The sequence below is a fragment of the Streptomyces sp. NPDC006711 genome (assembly GCF_042869775.1).
Classification (GTDB): Bacteria; Actinomycetota; Actinomycetes; order Streptomycetales; family Streptomycetaceae; genus Streptomyces.
This window is the reverse complement of record NZ_JBIAGO010000011.1, coordinates 210,570-227,771: the sequence shown is the minus strand read 5'-3', so window position 1 is coordinate 227,771 and position 17,202 is coordinate 210,570. Positions and strand designations below refer to the sequence as shown.

At 71.7% G+C, this 17,202-nt stretch carries 14 protein-coding genes; 9 read left to right on the top strand and 5 right to left on the bottom strand.

The genetic code is table 11. The annotated features are described in order from the left end of the window. Positions 1 to 291: 291 nt before the first annotated feature. The gene (locus tag ACFYM2_RS22710; RefSeq protein WP_388838604.1) at positions 292 to 1,341 is read left to right on the top strand and encodes a LacI family DNA-binding transcriptional regulator; all 1,050 of its coding nucleotides are present in this window, start codon (positions 292 to 294) and stop codon (positions 1,339 to 1,341) included. Positions 1,342 to 2,113: 772 nt separating this feature from the next. Here the strand turns inward: ACFYM2_RS22710 and ACFYM2_RS22705 are convergent. Beyond that, positions 2,114 to 3,268 carry a CapA family protein gene (locus tag ACFYM2_RS22705; protein ID WP_358995002.1) on the bottom strand — a complete coding sequence of 385 codons (1,155 nt, stop codon included), beginning with the start codon at positions 3,266 to 3,268 and terminating at the stop codon, positions 2,114 to 2,116. Between the two features lie 176 nt (positions 3,269 to 3,444). On the opposite strand from ACFYM2_RS22705, the gene ACFYM2_RS22700 reads away from it, so the two are divergent. From ACFYM2_RS22700 to ACFYM2_RS22690, 3 genes are all read left to right on the top strand, one after another. Further along, complete coding sequence (locus tag ACFYM2_RS22700; RefSeq protein WP_350230469.1) at positions 3,445 to 3,681, top strand: hypothetical protein; 237 nt, start codon at positions 3,445 to 3,447, stop codon at positions 3,679 to 3,681. 314 nt (positions 3,682 to 3,995) lie between these two features. Further along, positions 3,996 to 6,218: an ATP-dependent RecD-like DNA helicase gene (locus ACFYM2_RS22695; protein ID WP_388455400.1), complete on the top strand. Its 2,223-nt coding sequence runs from the start codon at positions 3,996 to 3,998 to the stop codon at positions 6,216 to 6,218. A 179-nt stretch (positions 6,219 to 6,397) separates the two neighbouring features. Then, a complete protein-coding gene (locus tag ACFYM2_RS22690) occupies positions 6,398 to 7,696 on the top strand; it encodes a citrate synthase (protein WP_350230467.1) in 1,299 nt (432 codons plus the stop codon). A 514-nt stretch (positions 7,697 to 8,210) separates the two neighbouring features. On the opposite strand, the gene ACFYM2_RS22685 is transcribed toward ACFYM2_RS22690, so the two are convergent. From ACFYM2_RS22685 to ACFYM2_RS22675, 3 genes are all read right to left on the bottom strand, one after another. Continuing rightward, positions 8,211 to 8,435 carry a heavy-metal-associated domain-containing protein gene (locus ACFYM2_RS22685; RefSeq protein WP_358994996.1) on the bottom strand — a complete coding sequence of 75 codons (225 nt, stop codon included), beginning with the start codon at positions 8,433 to 8,435 and terminating at the stop codon, positions 8,211 to 8,213. Positions 8,436 to 8,525: 90 nt separating this feature from the next. After that, a complete protein-coding gene (locus ACFYM2_RS22680) occupies positions 8,526 to 8,726 on the bottom strand; it encodes an AlpA family transcriptional regulator (RefSeq protein WP_267053117.1) in 201 nt (66 codons plus the stop codon). 251 nt (positions 8,727 to 8,977) lie between these two features. Beyond that, positions 8,978 to 9,880 (bottom strand): sugar phosphate isomerase/epimerase family protein, encoded by a 903-nt coding sequence (locus tag ACFYM2_RS22675; RefSeq protein WP_388838601.1) that lies wholly within the window; start codon positions 9,878 to 9,880, stop codon positions 8,978 to 8,980. Between the two features lie 155 nt (positions 9,881 to 10,035). Here ACFYM2_RS22675 and ACFYM2_RS22670 point away from each other — a divergent pair, with 155 nt between their 5' ends. Genes ACFYM2_RS22670 through ACFYM2_RS22650 form a run of 5 tightly spaced genes read left to right on the top strand, consistent with a single transcriptional unit; the run spans position 10,036 to position 16,361 of the window. Beyond that, a complete protein-coding gene (locus tag ACFYM2_RS22670) occupies positions 10,036 to 11,232 on the top strand; it encodes a 5-dehydro-2-deoxygluconokinase (RefSeq protein WP_358994990.1) in 1,197 nt (398 codons plus the stop codon). Continuing rightward, a complete protein-coding gene (locus tag ACFYM2_RS22665; RefSeq protein WP_358994988.1) occupies positions 11,229 to 12,116 on the top strand; it encodes a deoxyribose-phosphate aldolase in 888 nt (295 codons plus the stop codon). The genes ACFYM2_RS22670 and ACFYM2_RS22665 overlap by 4 nt, the downstream gene beginning before the upstream one ends. A gap of 32 nt (positions 12,117 to 12,148) precedes the next feature. Continuing rightward, entirely contained in the window at positions 12,149 to 12,964 is an 816-nt protein-coding gene (iolB, locus tag ACFYM2_RS22660) for a 5-deoxy-glucuronate isomerase (RefSeq protein ID WP_358994985.1), read from the top strand. Then, a complete protein-coding gene (gene iolD, locus ACFYM2_RS22655; protein WP_388838597.1) occupies positions 12,961 to 14,844 on the top strand; it encodes a 3D-(3,5/4)-trihydroxycyclohexane-1,2-dione acylhydrolase (decyclizing) in 1,884 nt (627 codons plus the stop codon). The genes iolB and iolD overlap by 4 nt, the downstream gene beginning before the upstream one ends. 14 nt (positions 14,845 to 14,858) lie before the next feature. Next, entirely contained in the window at positions 14,859 to 16,361 is a 1,503-nt protein-coding gene (locus tag ACFYM2_RS22650; protein WP_388838594.1) for a CoA-acylating methylmalonate-semialdehyde dehydrogenase, read from the top strand. A 79-nt stretch (positions 16,362 to 16,440) separates the two neighbouring features. Here ACFYM2_RS22650 and ACFYM2_RS22645 read toward each other — a convergent pair whose 3' ends face one another. Beyond that, positions 16,441 to 17,148 (bottom strand): hypothetical protein, encoded by a 708-nt coding sequence (locus tag ACFYM2_RS22645; RefSeq protein WP_388838591.1) that lies wholly within the window; start codon positions 17,146 to 17,148, stop codon positions 16,441 to 16,443. Between the last annotated feature and the right edge of the window lie 54 nt (positions 17,149 to 17,202).

Sequence of the window (17,202 nt, the reverse complement as noted above, 5' to 3'; positions counted from 1 at the left end):
CTCGATAGCGGAGCTATCGGGGCGATTCGGCAACGCCGCGAGGTGCCGTGCCAGACGCCGCGCCCCCGGCCATGGTCCACCAGACACCCCCTAGGTGGGCGATGGTAGTAAGCGCTTTCTACAGGGAGGGACGCTAGCCTGCGCACAGCGCCTCGGACAAGAGGCCGAAAGCTTGAACGGCCGGGCGGTGGTCCGACCTCGGCCCGGGCGTGCGTGCCCGGGGCGCGGGCGGCGCGGCGCGACCGGGCCGGCCGCGGTTCGACCACGGCCCCGATCGGTGCGGAGGCAGAGATGACAGCGACCCTGGCGGATGTGGCGGCCCGGGCCCGGGTGTCCCCGGCGACCGTCTCGCGCGTGCTCAACGGCAACTATCCGGTGGCCGCGGCGACCCGGGAGCGGGTGCTGCGCGCGGTCGACGAGCTCGACTACGTCCTGAACGGGCCCGCGAGTTCGCTCGCCGCGGCCACGTCCGATCTGGTCGGCATCCTCGTCAACGACATCGCCGACCCGTTCTTCGGCATCATCGCGGGCGCGGCGCAGGGGGCGATCGGGGAGGAGCGCGGGGAGCGCGGGGGCCGCGAGAAGCTGTCCGTCATCTGCAACACCGGGGGCTCGCCGGAACGCGAACTCACCTATCTGACGCTGCTTCAGCGCCAGCGGGCGGCGGCCGTCATCGTGACGGGCGGGGCACTTGAGGACCCCGAGCACCAGGCCGCCGTCGGCGCGAAGCTCGCGCGGCTCGCGGACGCGGGCACCCGGATCGTGCTGTGCGGCCGGCCGCCGCTGCCCGGCGACAGCGTGGCCGCGACGCTCGCCTTCGACAACCGGGGCGGCGCGCGGCGGCTCGCGGAACACGTCGTCGGGCTCGGGCACCGGCGGATCGGGTACGTCGCGGGGCCGCCCGAGCGCACCACGACCCGGCACCGGCTCGAAGGGCACACGGCGGCGCTCGAAGCGGCGGGGATCGAGGCGGGGCGGCTGGTTGTGCACGGGTCCTACGACCGCCGCTCCGGGTACGACGCGACGGTCGAACTCCTGCGCCACGAGCCCGGGTTGACGGCGATCGTGGCCGCGAACGACACGGTGGCGCTGGGGGTGTGCGCGGCGTTGCGGGACCGGGGGCGGTCCGTGCCGGACGACGTGTCGGTGGCGGGGTTCGGGGACCTGCCCTTCAGCGCGGACGCGGTGCCGGGGCTGACGACGGTGCGGCTTCCGCTGTATGCGGCGGGGGTGCGGGCGGGGCGGCTCGCACTGGGGCTCGCCCCCGTGCCGCCCGGGGGGATGGCGACGGTCCAGGGCGAACTGATGGTCCGGGCGTCAACTGCGGTCCCGCGCGCCTGAATCCGGGCGTCGGGTGCGGGTCGAGTGCGGCTGGTCGCGCAGTTCCCCGCGCCCCTGACTACTTGGCGCTGGCCCGGACTGGCAACTTCAGCCCCGTCCGGGGGTAGGGCTTGTGCTGGCCTGCATGGGCACCCTCAGCCTGCCCGGATTGAGGGCGAGGTCGTTCAGGCCGAACGGGGTCTGCGGGTCGTGGGTGGCTGGTCGCGCAGTTCCCCGCGCCCCTAACTACTTGGTGCTGGCCCGGACCGGCACTTCAGCCCCGTCCGGGGCAGGGCTTGTGCTGGCCTGCGAGGGTACCCTCAGCCCGTCCGGCGTTTGAGGACGAGCGCGTTCAGCGCGAACGGGGTCTGGGGCGGAGCCCCAGGGACTCCGGCTGCGGGCCGTGGGTGGCTGGTCGCGCAGTTCCCCGCGCCCCTAACTACTCGGCGCCGGCCCGCATGGGCATCCTCAGCCCCGCTCCCGGCAGGGTCCGCGCTGGTTCTCATGGGCACCCTCAGCCTGTCCGGCGTTTGAGGACGAGGCCGTTCAGGCCGAATGGGGTCTGGGGCGGAGCCCCAGGGACCCTGGCTGCGGGCCGTGCGTGGCTGGGCGCGCAGTTCCCCGCGCCCCTGGCGGGGTTGGGTGCTGGCCCATGTGCGCATACCTAGCCCGTCATGGGGGTCCCCCCTGGCCCTTAAGGCCTTGGGGGAGATTGAGGACGAGGGCCCTTCAGGCCCGATAGGTCTGGCGCCGGCTGCGGGCCGTGTGTGGCTGGGCTTGGGGTGAGAGGGGGTCAGTGGGGGGCCGGGGTCAGGGACGTGCAGGGGGTGAGGGCGGTCAGGCGGGACGTGATGGCGTCGGCCGCCGCCCCGGCCTGCGGCATGGGAACACCCCGCCCATCCACCACCGCCGGCGTGAACACCTGCTTGACCACCTTCCCCCGCGCAACCGTCAACGTCGCGATCCCGCTGTCGTCGGAGTGCGGATACGGCGACCTCCCGTACCAAAGCAGGTTGCCCAGACCGTAGTTGACGTACGTCCGGCCCAGCATCCCCGACCCCAGCATCACGTGCGCGTGCGTCCCCACCACCGCCGTCGCCCCCGCCGCCGACAACTTCGCGGCGATGGCCTTCTGCTCCGGCCCCGGACAGCTCTTCCCCTCCGTACCCCAGTGCAGGTACACCACGACCACATCGGCCCGCGCCTTCGCCCGCTTCACCGCCGCGACGAGCTTCGTGGCGTCCAGCGCGGAGGCTATCCCCGGTTTCTTCGGACCGGCCCGGAACTTGTCGTTGGTCAGGTCCATGACCTGGCTCGCCGCGACCACGGCCAGCTTCACACCCCGGATCTCCTTGACGTACGGCTGGTACGCCTCGGCCTCGTCCGCCCCGATCCCGAGCACCGGTATGGGCGCGTGACGCACGGCGTCGAGGGTGTCGGTGAGGCCGGCCGGCCCGTAGTCCACGGCGTGGTTGTTGGCCATCGACACCGCGTCCACACCCGACTTCTGGAGCACGTCCAGCGCGCTCGGCGGCGTACGGAAGTGGTACAGCTTGGGCTCCTCGGAGCCCCGCGTGGTGATCGCCGTCTCCAGGTTGACCATCGCGAAGTCGGCGCTCGCGACGGTCCTGGATATCGGGCCGAGCGCGGGATCGGCCGGGGTCGCGTTCAGACGGGACGCGGTCCGCTCGGTGAAGTGGACGTCACCGCCGAACGCGAGTGTGATGGTCCCCGGCGGAAGCGACGGCGTGGGCCCGGCCGTCACATCGGCCCCTGCCTCGGGGCTCGCGCCGGCGGCCCGCGCGGCCCCGGACCGTACGGCGGAGGGGGCGGCGGACCGCGCGCCCGAGCACCCGGCGGACGCCAGCAGGACGCAGGCGGCCAGCGCCCCGGCCCGGGCGACGGCGAACGGACGCGGGCAGGCGCGGGTGCGGGCGGACGCGATCATGCCGGTCAGAGTATTCGCGCGGATGTGCGAGGCGGGTCGCGGGGTCCTTGGCGCCCGGGACGCGGCCCGCGAGGCGCGCGCCGATTCCTGGTCCATCTGTACGTATGCGTGGGCATGCGCGCCGATAAGAGGGGAAGTGTTGCCGGTACGGGGCACGATCACGATCGGAGACAGTCATGGCAGGGTTTCTCGACCGGGCCAAGGAGCAGGCGCAGAGCGCCATGCAGCAGGGCAAGCAGAAGGTGGACGAGGTCCAGCAGCAGCGCGCCGGGAACGACCTCCTGAAGAAGCTGGGCGCGGCGTATTACGCGGAGCGGCACGGCGGCGGTTCCGAACAGACCACGGGTCTCGCGCTGGCCGCCCTTGAGGCGCACATCGCCGCCCACGGCGACGCGTTCCTGCGCGGGGCCTGACCGGGCGGGGCCTGACTGGGCAGGGCGGCCGCGCGGCTGATGGGCCAACCCCGGAAAAAAATTACTGCCCGCAGTCGTGCAACCCTTCCGGTGTGACGGAAGTCTTAAGGGGAGTCAGGGCTTCAGGGGAGGGATCCGGGGGGATTTCGGGAAGCGCTGACGGGGAGGGAAATCAAGGGGCCCGGCCGACGGGCCGGGTCCCCTTGAACCCCGCCACCCTTGAACCCCGTGACACCTTGACGCCCAGGCAAGCAACCGCCCTGATACGCAACCGACTTGTCCGCGTTGTCAGTGCGGGGCGGTAGCGTCGGGGCATGTCCAGTCTCACGGGTGCCGCGGTGGTGGAGGGGGTCCTCGAACGGATCACGTACGCCAATGAGGAGAGCGGCTACACCGTCGCGCGCGTCGACACCGGCCGCGGCGGCAACGACCTGCTCACGGTGGTCGGCTCGCTGCTCGGCGCGCAGCCGGGGGAGTCGCTGCGCATGGAGGGGCGCTGGGGCTCCCACCCCCAGTACGGCAAGCAGTTCACGGTCGACAACTACACGACCGTCCTGCCCGCCACCATCCAGGGCATCCGCCGCTATCTCGGTTCGGGCCTGATCAAGGGCATCGGCCCGGTCTTCGCCGACCGCATCACGCGCCACTTCGGCGCCGACACCCTCGACATCATCGAGCAGGACCCGGGGCGCCTGATCGAGGTGCCGGGCCTCGGCCCGAAGCGGACCAAGAAGATCACCGCCGCCTGGGAGGAACAGAAGGCGATCAAGGAGGTCATGGTCTTCCTCCAGGGCGTCGGGGTCTCCACGTCCATCGCCGTACGTATCTACAAGAAGTACGAGGACGCGTCGATCTCCGTCGTGAAGAACCAGCCCTACCGGCTGGCCGCCGACGTCTGGGGCATCGGGTTCCTCACCGCCGACAAGATCGCCCAAGCGGTCGGCATCCCGCACGACAGCCCCGAGCGCGTGAAGGCGGGCCTGCAATACGCGCTGTCGCAGTCCACCGACCAGGGCCACTGCTTCCTGCCCGAGGAGCGCCTGATCGCCGACGCGGTCAAGCTCCTCCAGGTCGACACCGGGCTCGTCATCGAGTGCCTGGCCGAGCTGATCGCCGAGGAGGGGGCGGTGCGCGAGAAGGTGCCGGGACCGGACGGCGGCGAGCCCGTCGCGGCCGTCTACCTCGTGCCGTTCCACCGCGCGGAGCTGTCCCTCGCCGCCCAGGTGGGGCGTCTGCTGCGCACCGGAGAGGACCGGATGCCGGGGTTCGCCGGGGTCGACTGGGGCAAGGCGCTCGGCTGGCTCGCGGGGCGTACCGGCGCCGAGCTCGCGCCCGAGCAGAGCGACGCGGTGAAGCTGGCCCTGACCAGCAAGGTCGCCGTGCTCACCGGCGGCCCGGGCTGCGGCAAGTCCTTCACGGTCCGCTCGATCGTGGAGCTGGCCCGGGCCAAGAAGGCGAAGGTGGTGCTCGCCGCGCCCACCGGGCGGGCCGCCAAGCGCCTGGCCGAGCTCACCGGCGCCGAGGCCTCCACGGTCCACCGCCTGCTCGAACTGAAACCGGGCGGCGACGCGGCGTACGACAAGGACCGGCCGCTGGACGCGGACCTGGTGGTGGTCGACGAGGCGTCCATGCTCGATCTGCTGCTCGCCAACAAGCTCGTCAAGGCGGTGGCGCCCGGCGCCCATCTGCTGCTGGTGGGCGACGTCGACCAGCTGCCGTCGGTCGGCGCCGGCGAGGTGCTGCGCGACCTGCTCGCCGAGGGCGGCCCGGTGCCGAGCGTGCGGCTGACCCGGATCTTCCGGCAGGCCCAGCAGTCCGGTGTCGTCACCAACGCCCACCGCATCAACTCCGGTACGCAGCCCATCACTTCGGGCCTCGACGACTTCTTCCTCTTCGTGGAGGACGAGACGGAGGACGCGGGGCGGCTCACGGTGGACGTGGCGGCCCGGCGCATCCCCGCGAAGTTCGGGCTCGATCCGCGCCGCGACATCCAGGTGCTCGCACCGATGCACCGGGGCCCGGCCGGGGCCGGCGCCCTCAACGGCCTGCTCCAGCAGGCCATCACACCGGGCCGGCCGGATCTGCCGGAGAAGAGGTTCGGCGGAAGGGTCTTCCGCGTCGGCGACAAGGTGACCCAGATTCGCAACAATTACGAGAAGGGCGAGAACGGCGTCTTCAACGGCACCGTCGGCGTGGTCACCTCGCTCGACCTCGACGACCAGTGCCTGACGGTCCGCACCGACGAGGACGAGGAGGTGTCGTACGACTTCGACGAGCTGGACGAGCTGGCCCACGCCTACGCCGTGACGATCCACCGCTCCCAGGGCAGCGAGTATCCGGCCGTCGTCATCCCGGTCACCACGAGTGCCTGGATGATGCTCCAGCGCAATCTGCTCTACACGGCGGTGACCCGCGCCAAGAAGCTCGTCGTCCTGGTGGGGTCGCGCAAGGCGATCGGTCAGGCGGTGCGCACCGTTTCCGCAGGCAGGCGCTTTACCGCACTGGCTCACCGGCTGGCAGGGGGCACTTTGGTGTGAAACGTCACCCAGGACTTTCCTAACTGGGGCGAGCGGGGCAGGATGAGCAGGTTGGCGGCACTGAGTGCCGTGAATAAGCCCAATGGGCGACCCCGAGTGCACTCTGCTGAGCCAAATGGGGGATGGTAGAGACAGTCAGGGCACCTCGAAGAAGAGGCACTACGTCGGTGAGGGATGACGTGAGCGAGAACGCGAACAACGCTGTAGTACTGCGGTTCGGCGATGGCGAGTACACCTACCCGGTGATCGACAGCACCGTCGGCGACAAGGGCTTCGACATCGGGAAGCTCCGAGCCCAGACCGGGCTGGTCACCCTCGACAGCGGATACGGCAACACAGCCGCCTATAAATCCGCCATTACCTACCTGGACGGCGAGCAGGGCATCCTGCGCTACCGCGGGTACCCGATCGAGCAGCTGGCCGAGCGCTCGACCTTCGTCGAGGTCGCGTACCTGCTGATCAACGGCGAGCTGCCGACCGTCGACCAGCTCTCCAGCTTCAAGGACGAGATCACCGGGCACACCCTGCTCCACGAGGACGTGAAGCGGTTCTTCGACGGCTTCCCGCGTGACGCCCACCCGATGGCCATGCTGTCCTCGGTGGTCTCCGCGCTGTCCACGTTCTACCAGGACAGCCACAACCCGTTCGACGAGAAGCAGCGCCACCTCTCCACGATCCGGCTCCTGGCCAAGCTGCCGACGATCGCGGCGTACGCGTACAAGAAGTCGATCGGCCACCCCTTCGTCTACCCGCGCAACGACCTCGGCTACGTCGAGAACTTCCTGCGCATGACGTTCTCGGTGCCGGCCCAGGAGTACGAGCTGGACCCGGTCGTCGTCTCGGCCCTGGACAAGCTGCTCATCCTGCACGCGGACCACGAGCAGAACTGTTCGACCTCCACCGTGCGTCTGGTCGGCTCCTCGCAGGCGAACATGTTCGCGTCGATCTCGGCCGGCATCTCGGCCCTGTGGGGCCCCCTGCACGGTGGCGCCAACCAGTCCGTCCTGGAGATGCTGGAAGGCATCCAGGCCAACGGCGGCGACGTGGACTCCTTCATCCGCAAGGTGAAGAACAAGGAGGACGGCGTCCGCCTGATGGGCTTCGGCCACCGGGTGTACAAGTCCTTCGACCCGCGCGCGAAGATCATCAAGGCCGCCGCGCACGACGTCCTCTCCGCGCTCGGCAAGTCCGACGAGCTGCTGGACATCGCGCTGAAGCTGGAAGAGCACGCGCTGAGCGACGACTACTTCGTCTCGCGCAACCTGTACCCGAACGTGGACTTCTACACGGGTCTGATCTACCGCGCCATGGGCTTCCCGACCGAGATGTTCACGGTCCTGTTCGCGCTCGGCCGCCTTCCGGGCTGGATCGCCCAGTGGCACGAGATGATCAAGGAGCCCGGTTCGCGCATCGGCCGCCCGCGCCAGATCTACACGGGCGAGGTCCTGCGCGACTTCGTGCCGGTCGAGGGCCGCTGAGCGGATTTCGCGACCCCGTGCGACTGAGCGCCGTCGCGGCGCCCGCCCCGCTTCGCTGAGGCGGCCCGCCCCGCGCTCCGCACACGGAAAAGCGCCCCGCTGCCGATCCCCCCACGGGTCGACAGCCGGGGCGCTTCCCTGTTTCCCGGTGCGGATTCCCCCCACGGGATCCGAGCCGGGGGTCTAGGCGGTCTGCCGGGGTACGTACCTGTCGGTGGGCCGCTCAAAGCTCCCGACGTACGTGCCCCGGCCAACGCGTTGCCTGGAACGTCCCCCAAGACATTCCATGGACGTCCCCCAAGACATCCGTGGCATCGCCCACTTAGACTCCCGACCCCTCCCGATGGTTACCTCAAAACCTCTGTGATCTAGATCTCTTTGTGGAGGTCAGGTGAAGGAACGCGACCGTAGGGTTTTGGGTACCACGAATACGCGGGCGAGCGCCAGAGCCGCACACACACGGACCGGCGCCGACCCGTGCGGATCGGCGCCGGATGCGTGCGGGTTCGGACGGTCAGGCGCGGCCGGCCAGTTCATAACCCGCCTCGTCGACGGCGGCCCGGACGGCCTCCTCGTCCAGCGGCGCTGCGGACACGACGGTGACCTCCCCGGTGGAGGCGACGGCCTTCACCGAGCTGACCCCCTCGATGCCGGAGATCTCCTCGGTCACCGCACCCTCGCAGTGGCCGCAGGTCATGCCGGACACCCGGTAGACGGTGGTGACGGTCTCGGCGGTCATGGCGTTCTCCTCTGTGCGGGCGTACGGGTTCACGGCTGTACGCCGCAGACTATACCCCTAGGGGGTATGAAAGTGGGGAAGGGGTGGGGGTCAGCCGTCGCGACGGCCGCGATTGCCCGGGCGGCGCGCCACCCACGTACGGATGGTGTCCGCGAACCAATAGGGTTTGCCGTTCTCCACGAGGTCAGGCGCGGGAAGGAGTCCGTGTTTGCGGTACGAGCGCACGGTGTCGGGCTGCACCCGGATGTGCGCGGCGATCTCCTTGTAGGACCAGAGCCGTCGGTCGGTCATGTGCGGCACCTCCTGCGTACGCCGCAGCGGCGACCGGAAGGCCGTCGGGGGAGCTGCGACGCGAACGTGTGGCGATCACTCAGCCTGTGCCCGTTGAACGACACAGAGTGATGCTGTGGGGCCGCCTGTCGACCGGCTGTGACGCAAGACCCGCGTAATCGAGACATGTGTGACGGGAGGGAGATCCTTGTAACAGGGGTGAGAAAGAGGGCTGTTGGGGCAAACGGGTGGCCGGGCGGAGGCGTCGGTGGTCAGGCGCCGCACGAGCGCAGGAAGGCGCGGGTGCGTTCCGCGATGGGCAGGGGGCGGTCGGGATCGCACGGGTACATGTCCTGCTCGACGATCGCGAACAGGTCGACGTCCAGGGCTTGGGCCGCCGCGAGCACCGGTTCCAGCGCGGGCACGCCGCGCGGCGGCTCGCACATCACGCCCTGCGCGACGGCCGGCCCGAACGGCGTCCCGGCGGCGCGCACCCGGGCCAGCACCTCGGGGTCCACCTGCTTGAGGTGGAGGTAGCCGATCCGCTCCCCGTACGTCTCGATCAGCTTGACGCTGTCGCCGCCGCAGTACGCGTAGTGGCCGGTGTCCAGGCAGAGCGAGACCAGGTCGGAGTCGGTGGAGTGCAGGAAGCGGACCACGTTCTCCTCGCTGTCGATGTGGGTGTCCGCGTGCGGGTGCACCACCACGCGCAGGCCGTACCGCTCCCGTACCTCGCGGGCCAGGCGCTCGGTCTGGCCCGTGAGGTCGCGCCACTGCGCGGCCGTCAGGGTGCGCTCCTCCAGGACCTCGCCGCTCTTGTCGTCGCGCCAGAACGACGGAATGACGACGAGGTGCCCGGCGCCAGTCGCCTGGGCGAGCGCGGCCACCTGGGACACGTGCGCCCAGGTCTGCTCCCACACCGCGGGGCCGTGGTGCAGCCCCGTGAACACCGTGCCGGCCGAGACGCGCAGACCGCGTGCGGCGGTCTCCTCGGCGAGGCGCGCGGGATCGGTGGGGAGGTAGCCGTACGGGCCCAGTTCGATCCAGTGGTAGCCGGCGTGGGCCACCTCGTCCAGGAAGCGTAGCCAAGGGACTTGACGGGGGTCGTCGGGGAACCAGACGCCCCAGGAGTCGGGGGCCGAACCGATCCGGATGCGGGTCTTCGCCGTCGTCATGGAGCCAGCCTTTCGGGGGCGTCGGAGGGGTGTCAAGGTCACGTCCTAATGTAAGGACAAAAGATTGACAGGGGTGGGAAGAGGCGGCTAGACCTGGGGCCCAGGGCCATCGGCGGCGGCGGCCGCCGGGCGATCCGAGGGGATGTGCGCTGCGCATGGACGAGGCTTCGTACGACGTGATCACCATGGGTCGGATCGGGGTCGATCTCTACCCCTTGCAGACCGGGGTGTCGCTGGCCAAGGTCACCTCGTTCGGCAAGTTCCTGGGCGGCTCGCCCTCCAACGTGGCGGTCGCCGCGGCCCGCCTCGGGCGCCGGACCGCCGTCATCACCCGCACGGGGCGCGACCCGTTCGGGGACTATCTCCGTACGGAGCTGGGCGAGTTCGGGGTGGACGCGCGCTGGGCCACGCCGGTGGACGGTCTGCCCACGCCGGTCACGTTCTGCGAGGTGTTCCCGCCGGACGACTTCCCGCTGTACTTCTACCGGCTGCCCAAGGCGCCCGACCTGGAGCTGAGGGAAGGGGAGTTGGACCTCGCGGCGGTCCGGGCGGCCAGGATCTTCTGGGTGACGGGGACGGGTCTGTGCGCGGAACCGAGCCGGAGCGCGACGCTGGCGGCCCTACGAGCAAGGCACGAGCTTTCCCCCACCCCGCCCCTCCCCGAAACCCGCCGGGGGTTGGGTGCGGGTGGGGGCCCGGAGGTGTTGGGGGCGGTGCGTCCGGGGGCTGGGGGCGCGGGTTCCGTTGAGGGGGCTTCCGGGGGCGAGGCGGCCTGGGGGAGCGCGGCGGGGACGGGTCGAGAGGCGCCCGGGGCGGAAGGCGATCTCGGACCCACCCCGCCCCTTCCCGAAACCCGCCGGGGGCTGGGCTCGGGGCGCTCGGGGCATACCGTTTTCGATCTTGATTGGCGGCCCGTGTTCTGGGCCGATCCCGACGACGCGCGGCCGCACTACCGCGCGGCGCTCGCTCATGCCACCGTCGCCGTCGGCAACCTCGACGAGTGCGAGGTGGCCACCGGGGAGCGGGAGCCCCGGGCCGCGGCCGAGGCGCTGCTCGGGGCCGGGGTCGAGCTCGCCGTCGTCAAGCAGGGGCCCAGGGGCGTGCTCGCCGTGCACCGCGACGGCACGGTCGCCGAGGTCGCGCCCGTACCTGTCGACGTGGTCAACGGGCTCGGCGCGGGCGACGCGTTCGGCGGGGCGCTCTGCCACGGGCTGCTCGCCGGGTGGGAGCTCGACCGCGTCATGCGGTACGCCAACGCCGCCGGCGCCATCGTCGCCTCCCGCCTCGCCTGCTCCTCCGCCATGCCCACGCCCGCCGAGGTCGAACGCGTCCTGAAGGGCGGCCGGGCGTGAGCGCCCCCCTCGGGCCGGGCGGCCTCGCGCGGATCAGGGCCCGCCACCCCGAAGCCGTCGCAGAGGCCGCCGCCCGCCGGGCCCGCAGGCCGCTGCTGCGCGGTGAGGGCGGGCGGCTCCTGGTGATCGCCGCCGACCACCCCGCCCGTGGCGCACTCGGCGTCGGCGCCGACGCGCTCGCCATGGCCGACCGGGGCGACCTGCTCGACCGGCTGTGCCTGGCGCTGGCGCGGCCCGGTGTGGACGGCGTGCTGGCCGGCGCCGACGTCCTGGAGGACCTGCTGCTGCTCGGCGCCCTGGACGACAAGGTCGTCATCGGCTCCATGAACCGCGGCGGCCTCGCCGGAGCCGCCTTCGAACTCGACGACCGCTTCACCGGCCACCGTGCGCAGGACCTGGCCCGGCTCGGCTTCGACGCGGGCAAACTGCTGCTCAGGATCGACTACCAGGACCCCGGCTCGCTCGACACGCTGCACGCCGCCGCGCGCGCCGTCGACGACATGGCCGCGCGTCAACTCCCCGTGTTCATCGAGCCGTTCATCTGCCGCAGAGACGAGGGCAGGCTCCGCGCGGACCTGTCCGCCGACGCCGTCACCCGCTCCATCGCCATCGCCTCGGGCCTGGCCGGCACGTCCGCGTACACCTGGCTCAAGGTGCCCGTCACCGCGAACCCCGACGACATGGCCCAGGTCATGGCCACCAGCACCCTGCCCGCCGTGCTGCTCGGCGGCGACATCGGGGACGACCAGGACGCCGCCTTCGAGAAGTGGCGCGGCGCCCTGCGCCTGCCCACCGTGCAGGGCCTGGTCGCAGGACGCTCGCTGCTCTATCCGCCCGACGGCGACGTGGCGGCGGCCGTCGACACCGCCGTCGGTCTGCTGTAGCGATGACCACCGGGGAAGGGTAGGGATCGGGCATGGATCACCAGGAACTGCTGGTACGGGCGGGCGGATCGGCCCGCGCCCCGTACGCCCTCGACATCGGCCCCGAACGCGCCGGCTGGGACTACTCCTCGCTGCGCGTCCTCGACCTGCCGCCCGGCGGCTCGCACCACTTCGACGCCGGGGACAGCGAATGGCTCGTGGTGCCGCTCAGCGGCGGCGCCACGGTATGCGTCGACGGCCTGGAGTTCCACCTCGCGGGGCGCGAGAGCGTCTTCGACGGGCCCACCGACTTCGTCTACGTCCCGCGTGCCGCGCACGCCTGGATCTCCTCCGGCGCGGGAGGCCGGTTCGCGCTGACAGGAGCGCGGTGCGAGCGCCGACTCCCCGCTCGCCACGCCCCCGCGCCGGAGGTGCCCGTCGAAGCGCGCGGCTCGGGCACCACCGCCCGTACCGTGCGCAACTTCGCCGCCGCCGACGCCTTCGCGTGCGAGCGCCTGATCGCCGTCGAGGTGATCACGCCCGGCGGCAACTGGTCGTCGTATCCGCCGCACAAGCACGACGAGCACCGGCCGGGCCGCGAGAGCGTACTGGAGGAGATCTACTACTTCGCGTTCGAGCGCCCCGGCGGCTACGGCTACCAGCGCGTCGCGCCGTCCCGGCCCGGTGGCGCGGACCTGCTCGCCGAGGTCCGCTCCGGCGACGCGGTGCTCGTGCCCAACGGCTGGCACGGGCCGTCGATCGCCCAGCCCGGCAACGCCATGTACTACCTGAACGTGATGGCGGGCCCGGGGCAGGAACGGGAGTGGAAGATCTCCTTCCACCCCGACCACACGGAGGGATACCAGTGACCGGCAGAACGCGCCGCCTCACCACCGCCCAGGCGCTGATCGCGTTCCTGGCCCGCCAGTACACCGCGTGCGACGGCGTCAACCACCGCCTGATCGCCGCCACTTGGGGCATCTTCGGGCACGGCAACGTCGCCGGGATCGGGCAGGCCCTGCTCGAATCCGGGCCCGAGGCCATGCCCTTCCACCAGGGCCGCAACGAGCAGGCCATGGTGCACGCGGCCGTGGGTTACGCCCGCCAGTCGGGGCGGCTCTCCGCGCACGCGGTGACCACCTCGATCGGGCCCGGCGCCACCAACCTGGTCACCGGCGCGGCCCTGGCCACCGTCAACCACCTGCCGGTGCTCCTGCTGCCCGGCGACATCTTCGCCACCCGGCCCGCCGACCCGGTGCTGCAACAGCTCGAAGTCCCGTACGCGGGCGATGTGTCGGTCAATGACTGCCTGCGGCCGGTCTCGCGCTACTTCGACCGCGTCACCCGGCCCGAGGCGCTGATCCCGGCCGCCCTGAACGCGATGGGCGTCCTGGCCGACCCCGCGAACACGGGCGCGGTCACGCTCGCGCTGCCGCAGGACGTCCAGGCGGAGGCGTACGACTGGCCCGAGGAGTTCTTCCGCGAACGGGTGTGGCCGGTCCGCGCGCCCGCCGTGGACCCGGACGAACTGGCATGGGCCGCACGGGAGTTGACGGAGGCTCGGCGGCCGCTCGTCGTGGTGGGCGGCGGGGTGCGGCACGCCCGCGCCCAGCAGGAACTCGACGCCTTCGCGCGGTCCACCGGCATCCCGGTGGCGAGCACCCAGGCCGGCAAGGGCGCCCTCGACCACGACCACCCCCAGGACGTCGGCGGCATCGGCCACACCGGCACGGCCGCCGCCGACGCGCTGGCCCGCGCAGCCGACGTGGTGCTCGGCGTCGGCACCCGCTGGACCGACTTCACCACCGCGTCCGCCACCCTCTTCCAGAACCCCGCCGTCCGTTTCATCAACCTGAACATCCGGCCCGCCGACGCGCTCAAGATGGGCGGGCGGCAGCTGACCGGCGACGCCCGCGCCGGGCTGGCCGCGCTGCGCGAGGCGCTGACGGGGCATCGCGTACCGGCGGAGTACGAGGCCGAGTGCGCGCGCCTGAAGGGGGAGTGGGAGCGCAGGGTCGAGGCCGCGTACGCCCCGGCGTCCGAGACGGCGCGCCCCACGCAGGCCCAAGTCCTCGGCGTACTCGACACGTTGGTGACCGGGGACGACATCCTGATCAACGCGGCGGGCTCGCTCCCCGGCGACCTCCACCAGCTGTGGCGGACCCGCTCGCGCGATCAGTACCACGTCGAATACGGCTACTCCTGCATGGGCTATGAGATCCCGGCGGCCATCGGAGTCGCCCTCGCCGCGCCAGGCCGGCCGGTGTGGGCGCTGGTCGGCGACGGTACGTATCTGATGAATCCGACCGAGATCGTCACCGCCGTGCAGGAGAACATCCCCATCAAGGTGGTGATCCTGAACAACCACGGGTACGCCTCGATCGGTGGGCTCTCGCAGGCGGTGGGGGGTGAGCGGTTCGGCACGGCGTACCGGTTCCGGGGGGCGGACGGCGCCTGTGACGGCGCGCCCCTGCCGGTGGACCTCGCGGCCAACGCGGCCTCGCTCGGGATGCGGGTGCGGCGCGCGGAAACCGTGCGTGACCTGCGAGAAGCCCTCGCGTGGGCGCGCTCGCAAGACGTTCCCACATGTGTCTACGCGGAGACCGAAACGCCCGACACAGTGTCGGGCCCGCCCCCGGCCCAGGCGTGGTGGGATGTGCCCGTGGCCGAGACCGCGACCCGTCAGTCGGCGGTCACGGCCCGCGAGGAGTACGAACGGCACGTCACCGCCCGACGCCGCCATCTGTGAAGGAGCACTTGGACATGACGAAGACCGTCCACCACTGGATCGGTGGCAAGACAGTCGAAGGCACGTCGGGCGAGTTCGGCCCCGTGACCGACCCGGCGACCGGCGAGGTCACCACGCGGGTCGCGTTCGCGTCCGCCGAGGAGGTGGACCGGGCGGTGGCCATCGCGCGAGCGGCGTACACGACCTGGGGCACGTCCTCGCTGGCCCAGCGCACCACGGTGCTCTTCGCGTTCCGGGCGCTGCTGGACGCGAACCGGGACGCGATCGCCGAACTGATCACCGCCGAGCACGGCAAGGTCCACTCGGACGCGCTCGGCGAGGTCGCGCGCGGCCTGGAGATCGTGGACCTGGCGTGCGGCATCACCACCCAGCTCAAGGGTGAACTGTCCACGCAGGTCTCCAGCCGGGTGGACGTGGCCTCCATCCGCCAGCCGCTGGGCGTCGTGGCGGGCATCACCCCGTTCAACTTCCCCGCGATGGTGCCGATGTGGATGTTCCCGCTCGCCATCGCGTGCGGCAACACGTTCATCCTGAAGCCGTCCGAGAAGGACCCGTCGGCGTCGATGAAGATCGCCGAACTGCTGGCGGAGGCCGGGCTTCCCGACGGCGTCTTCACCGTGCTGCACGGTGACAAGGCGGCCGTCGACGCGCTGCTCGCCCACCCGGACGTGGCGGCCGTCTCCTTCGTCGGCTCCACCCCGATCGCCCGCCACATCCACACCACCGCGTCCGCCAACGGCAAGCGGGTGCAGGCGCTCGGCGGCGCCAAGAACCACATGCTGGTGCTCCCGGACGCCGACCTCGACGCGGCCGCCGACGCCGCCGTCTCGGCCGCCTACGGTTCGGCGGGCGAGCGCTGCATGGCCATCTCCGCGGTCGTGGCGGTCGGCGCGATCGGCGACGAGCTGGTGGCGAAGATCCGCGAGCGCGCCGAGAAGATCAAGATCGGCCCCGGCAACGACCCCTCGTCCGAGATGGGCCCGCTGATCACCGCGGCCCACCGCGACAAGGTCGCCTCGTACGTGAAGGGCGCGGCGGCGCAGGGCTGCGAAGTCGTCCTCGACGGCACCGGCTACACCGTCGACGGCTTCGAGAACGGCCACTGGATCGGCCTGTCCCTCCTGGACCACGTGCCGACCTCGGCCGACGCCTACCGCGACGAGATCTTCGGCCCGGTCCTGTGCGTGCTGCGCGCCGAGACGTACGAGGAGGGCCTGGCGCTGATCAACGCCTCGCCGTTCGGCAACGGCACCGCGATCTTCACCCGCGACGGCGGCGCGGCCCGCCGCTTCCAGCTGGAGGTGGAGGCCGGCATGGTCGGCGTCAACGTGCCGATCCCGGTGCCGGTGGGCTACCACTCCTTCGGCGGCTGGAAGGACTCCCTCTTCGGCGACCACCACATCTACGGCAACGACGGCACGCACTTCTACACCCGCGGCAAGGTGGTCACCACCCGCTGGCCGGACCCGGCGGACGGCCCGACGGGCGTGGACCTGGGGTTCCCGCGGAACCACTGAGCGTGGGCGGGCGCCAGCGGGCTCATCCGCTCGGCGCCCGCCACCGTGCAGGCTCTGAGGTAGGCCAGGAGCAGCGCCCTCACCCGGCCGCCCCCGCGTGGTCCACCGCGGCCGCCGCCAGTCCCCGGACGAAGGGGTGGGGGCGGTGGCCGTCTCCTGCCAGTTCCGGCTGGAAGAGGGTGGCCAGGAAGAAGGGGTGGCCGGGGAGTTCGGCGATGCGTACGTCGCCCTCGGTGTCGGTGCCGGAAAAGCGCAGGCCGTGGGCGCGCAGGGTGCCCAGGTGGGCGGCGCCGGCGCCGTAGTTGCAGTGGTAGCGCTCCAGGCTGCGCTCGGCGCCCAGGAGCCCGGCCGCGAGCGAGCCCGGCTCCAGCGTGATCGCCCCCTCGTGGCCGACCAGTGAGCAGGCGAGCGGCACGATCACGGGGTCCTCGGCGTCCGGGGTGTTCTCGGCGTGGCTGGCCCCGTGCAGCCCGCACACGTCGCGCGCGTACTCCAAGAGCGCGTGCTGGAACCCGGCGCAGGTGCCGAGGAAGGGGATGCGTTCCTCGCGGGCGGTGCGTACGGCGGCCAGCGCCCCGGCCTCGCTGCGGTAGGGGCTGCCCGGCAGCAGCCACACCGCGTCGAAGCCGCCGACGCCGTGCTCCTCGGCCTCCTCGGTCGGGATCCAGTACGCGTCGAGGTCGAGGCCTTCGCGCTCGCGCAGGGCGTCCAGGAGCAGCGGGACGCGGGTGTGGGAGCGGACATCGGGGGAGCGGTCGCCGACCAGGGCGATACGGGTCGTGTTCATGCACGTAAGCCTGGCCGCTCGCCCGGATCACGTCCAACGATGATGCCTGCACTT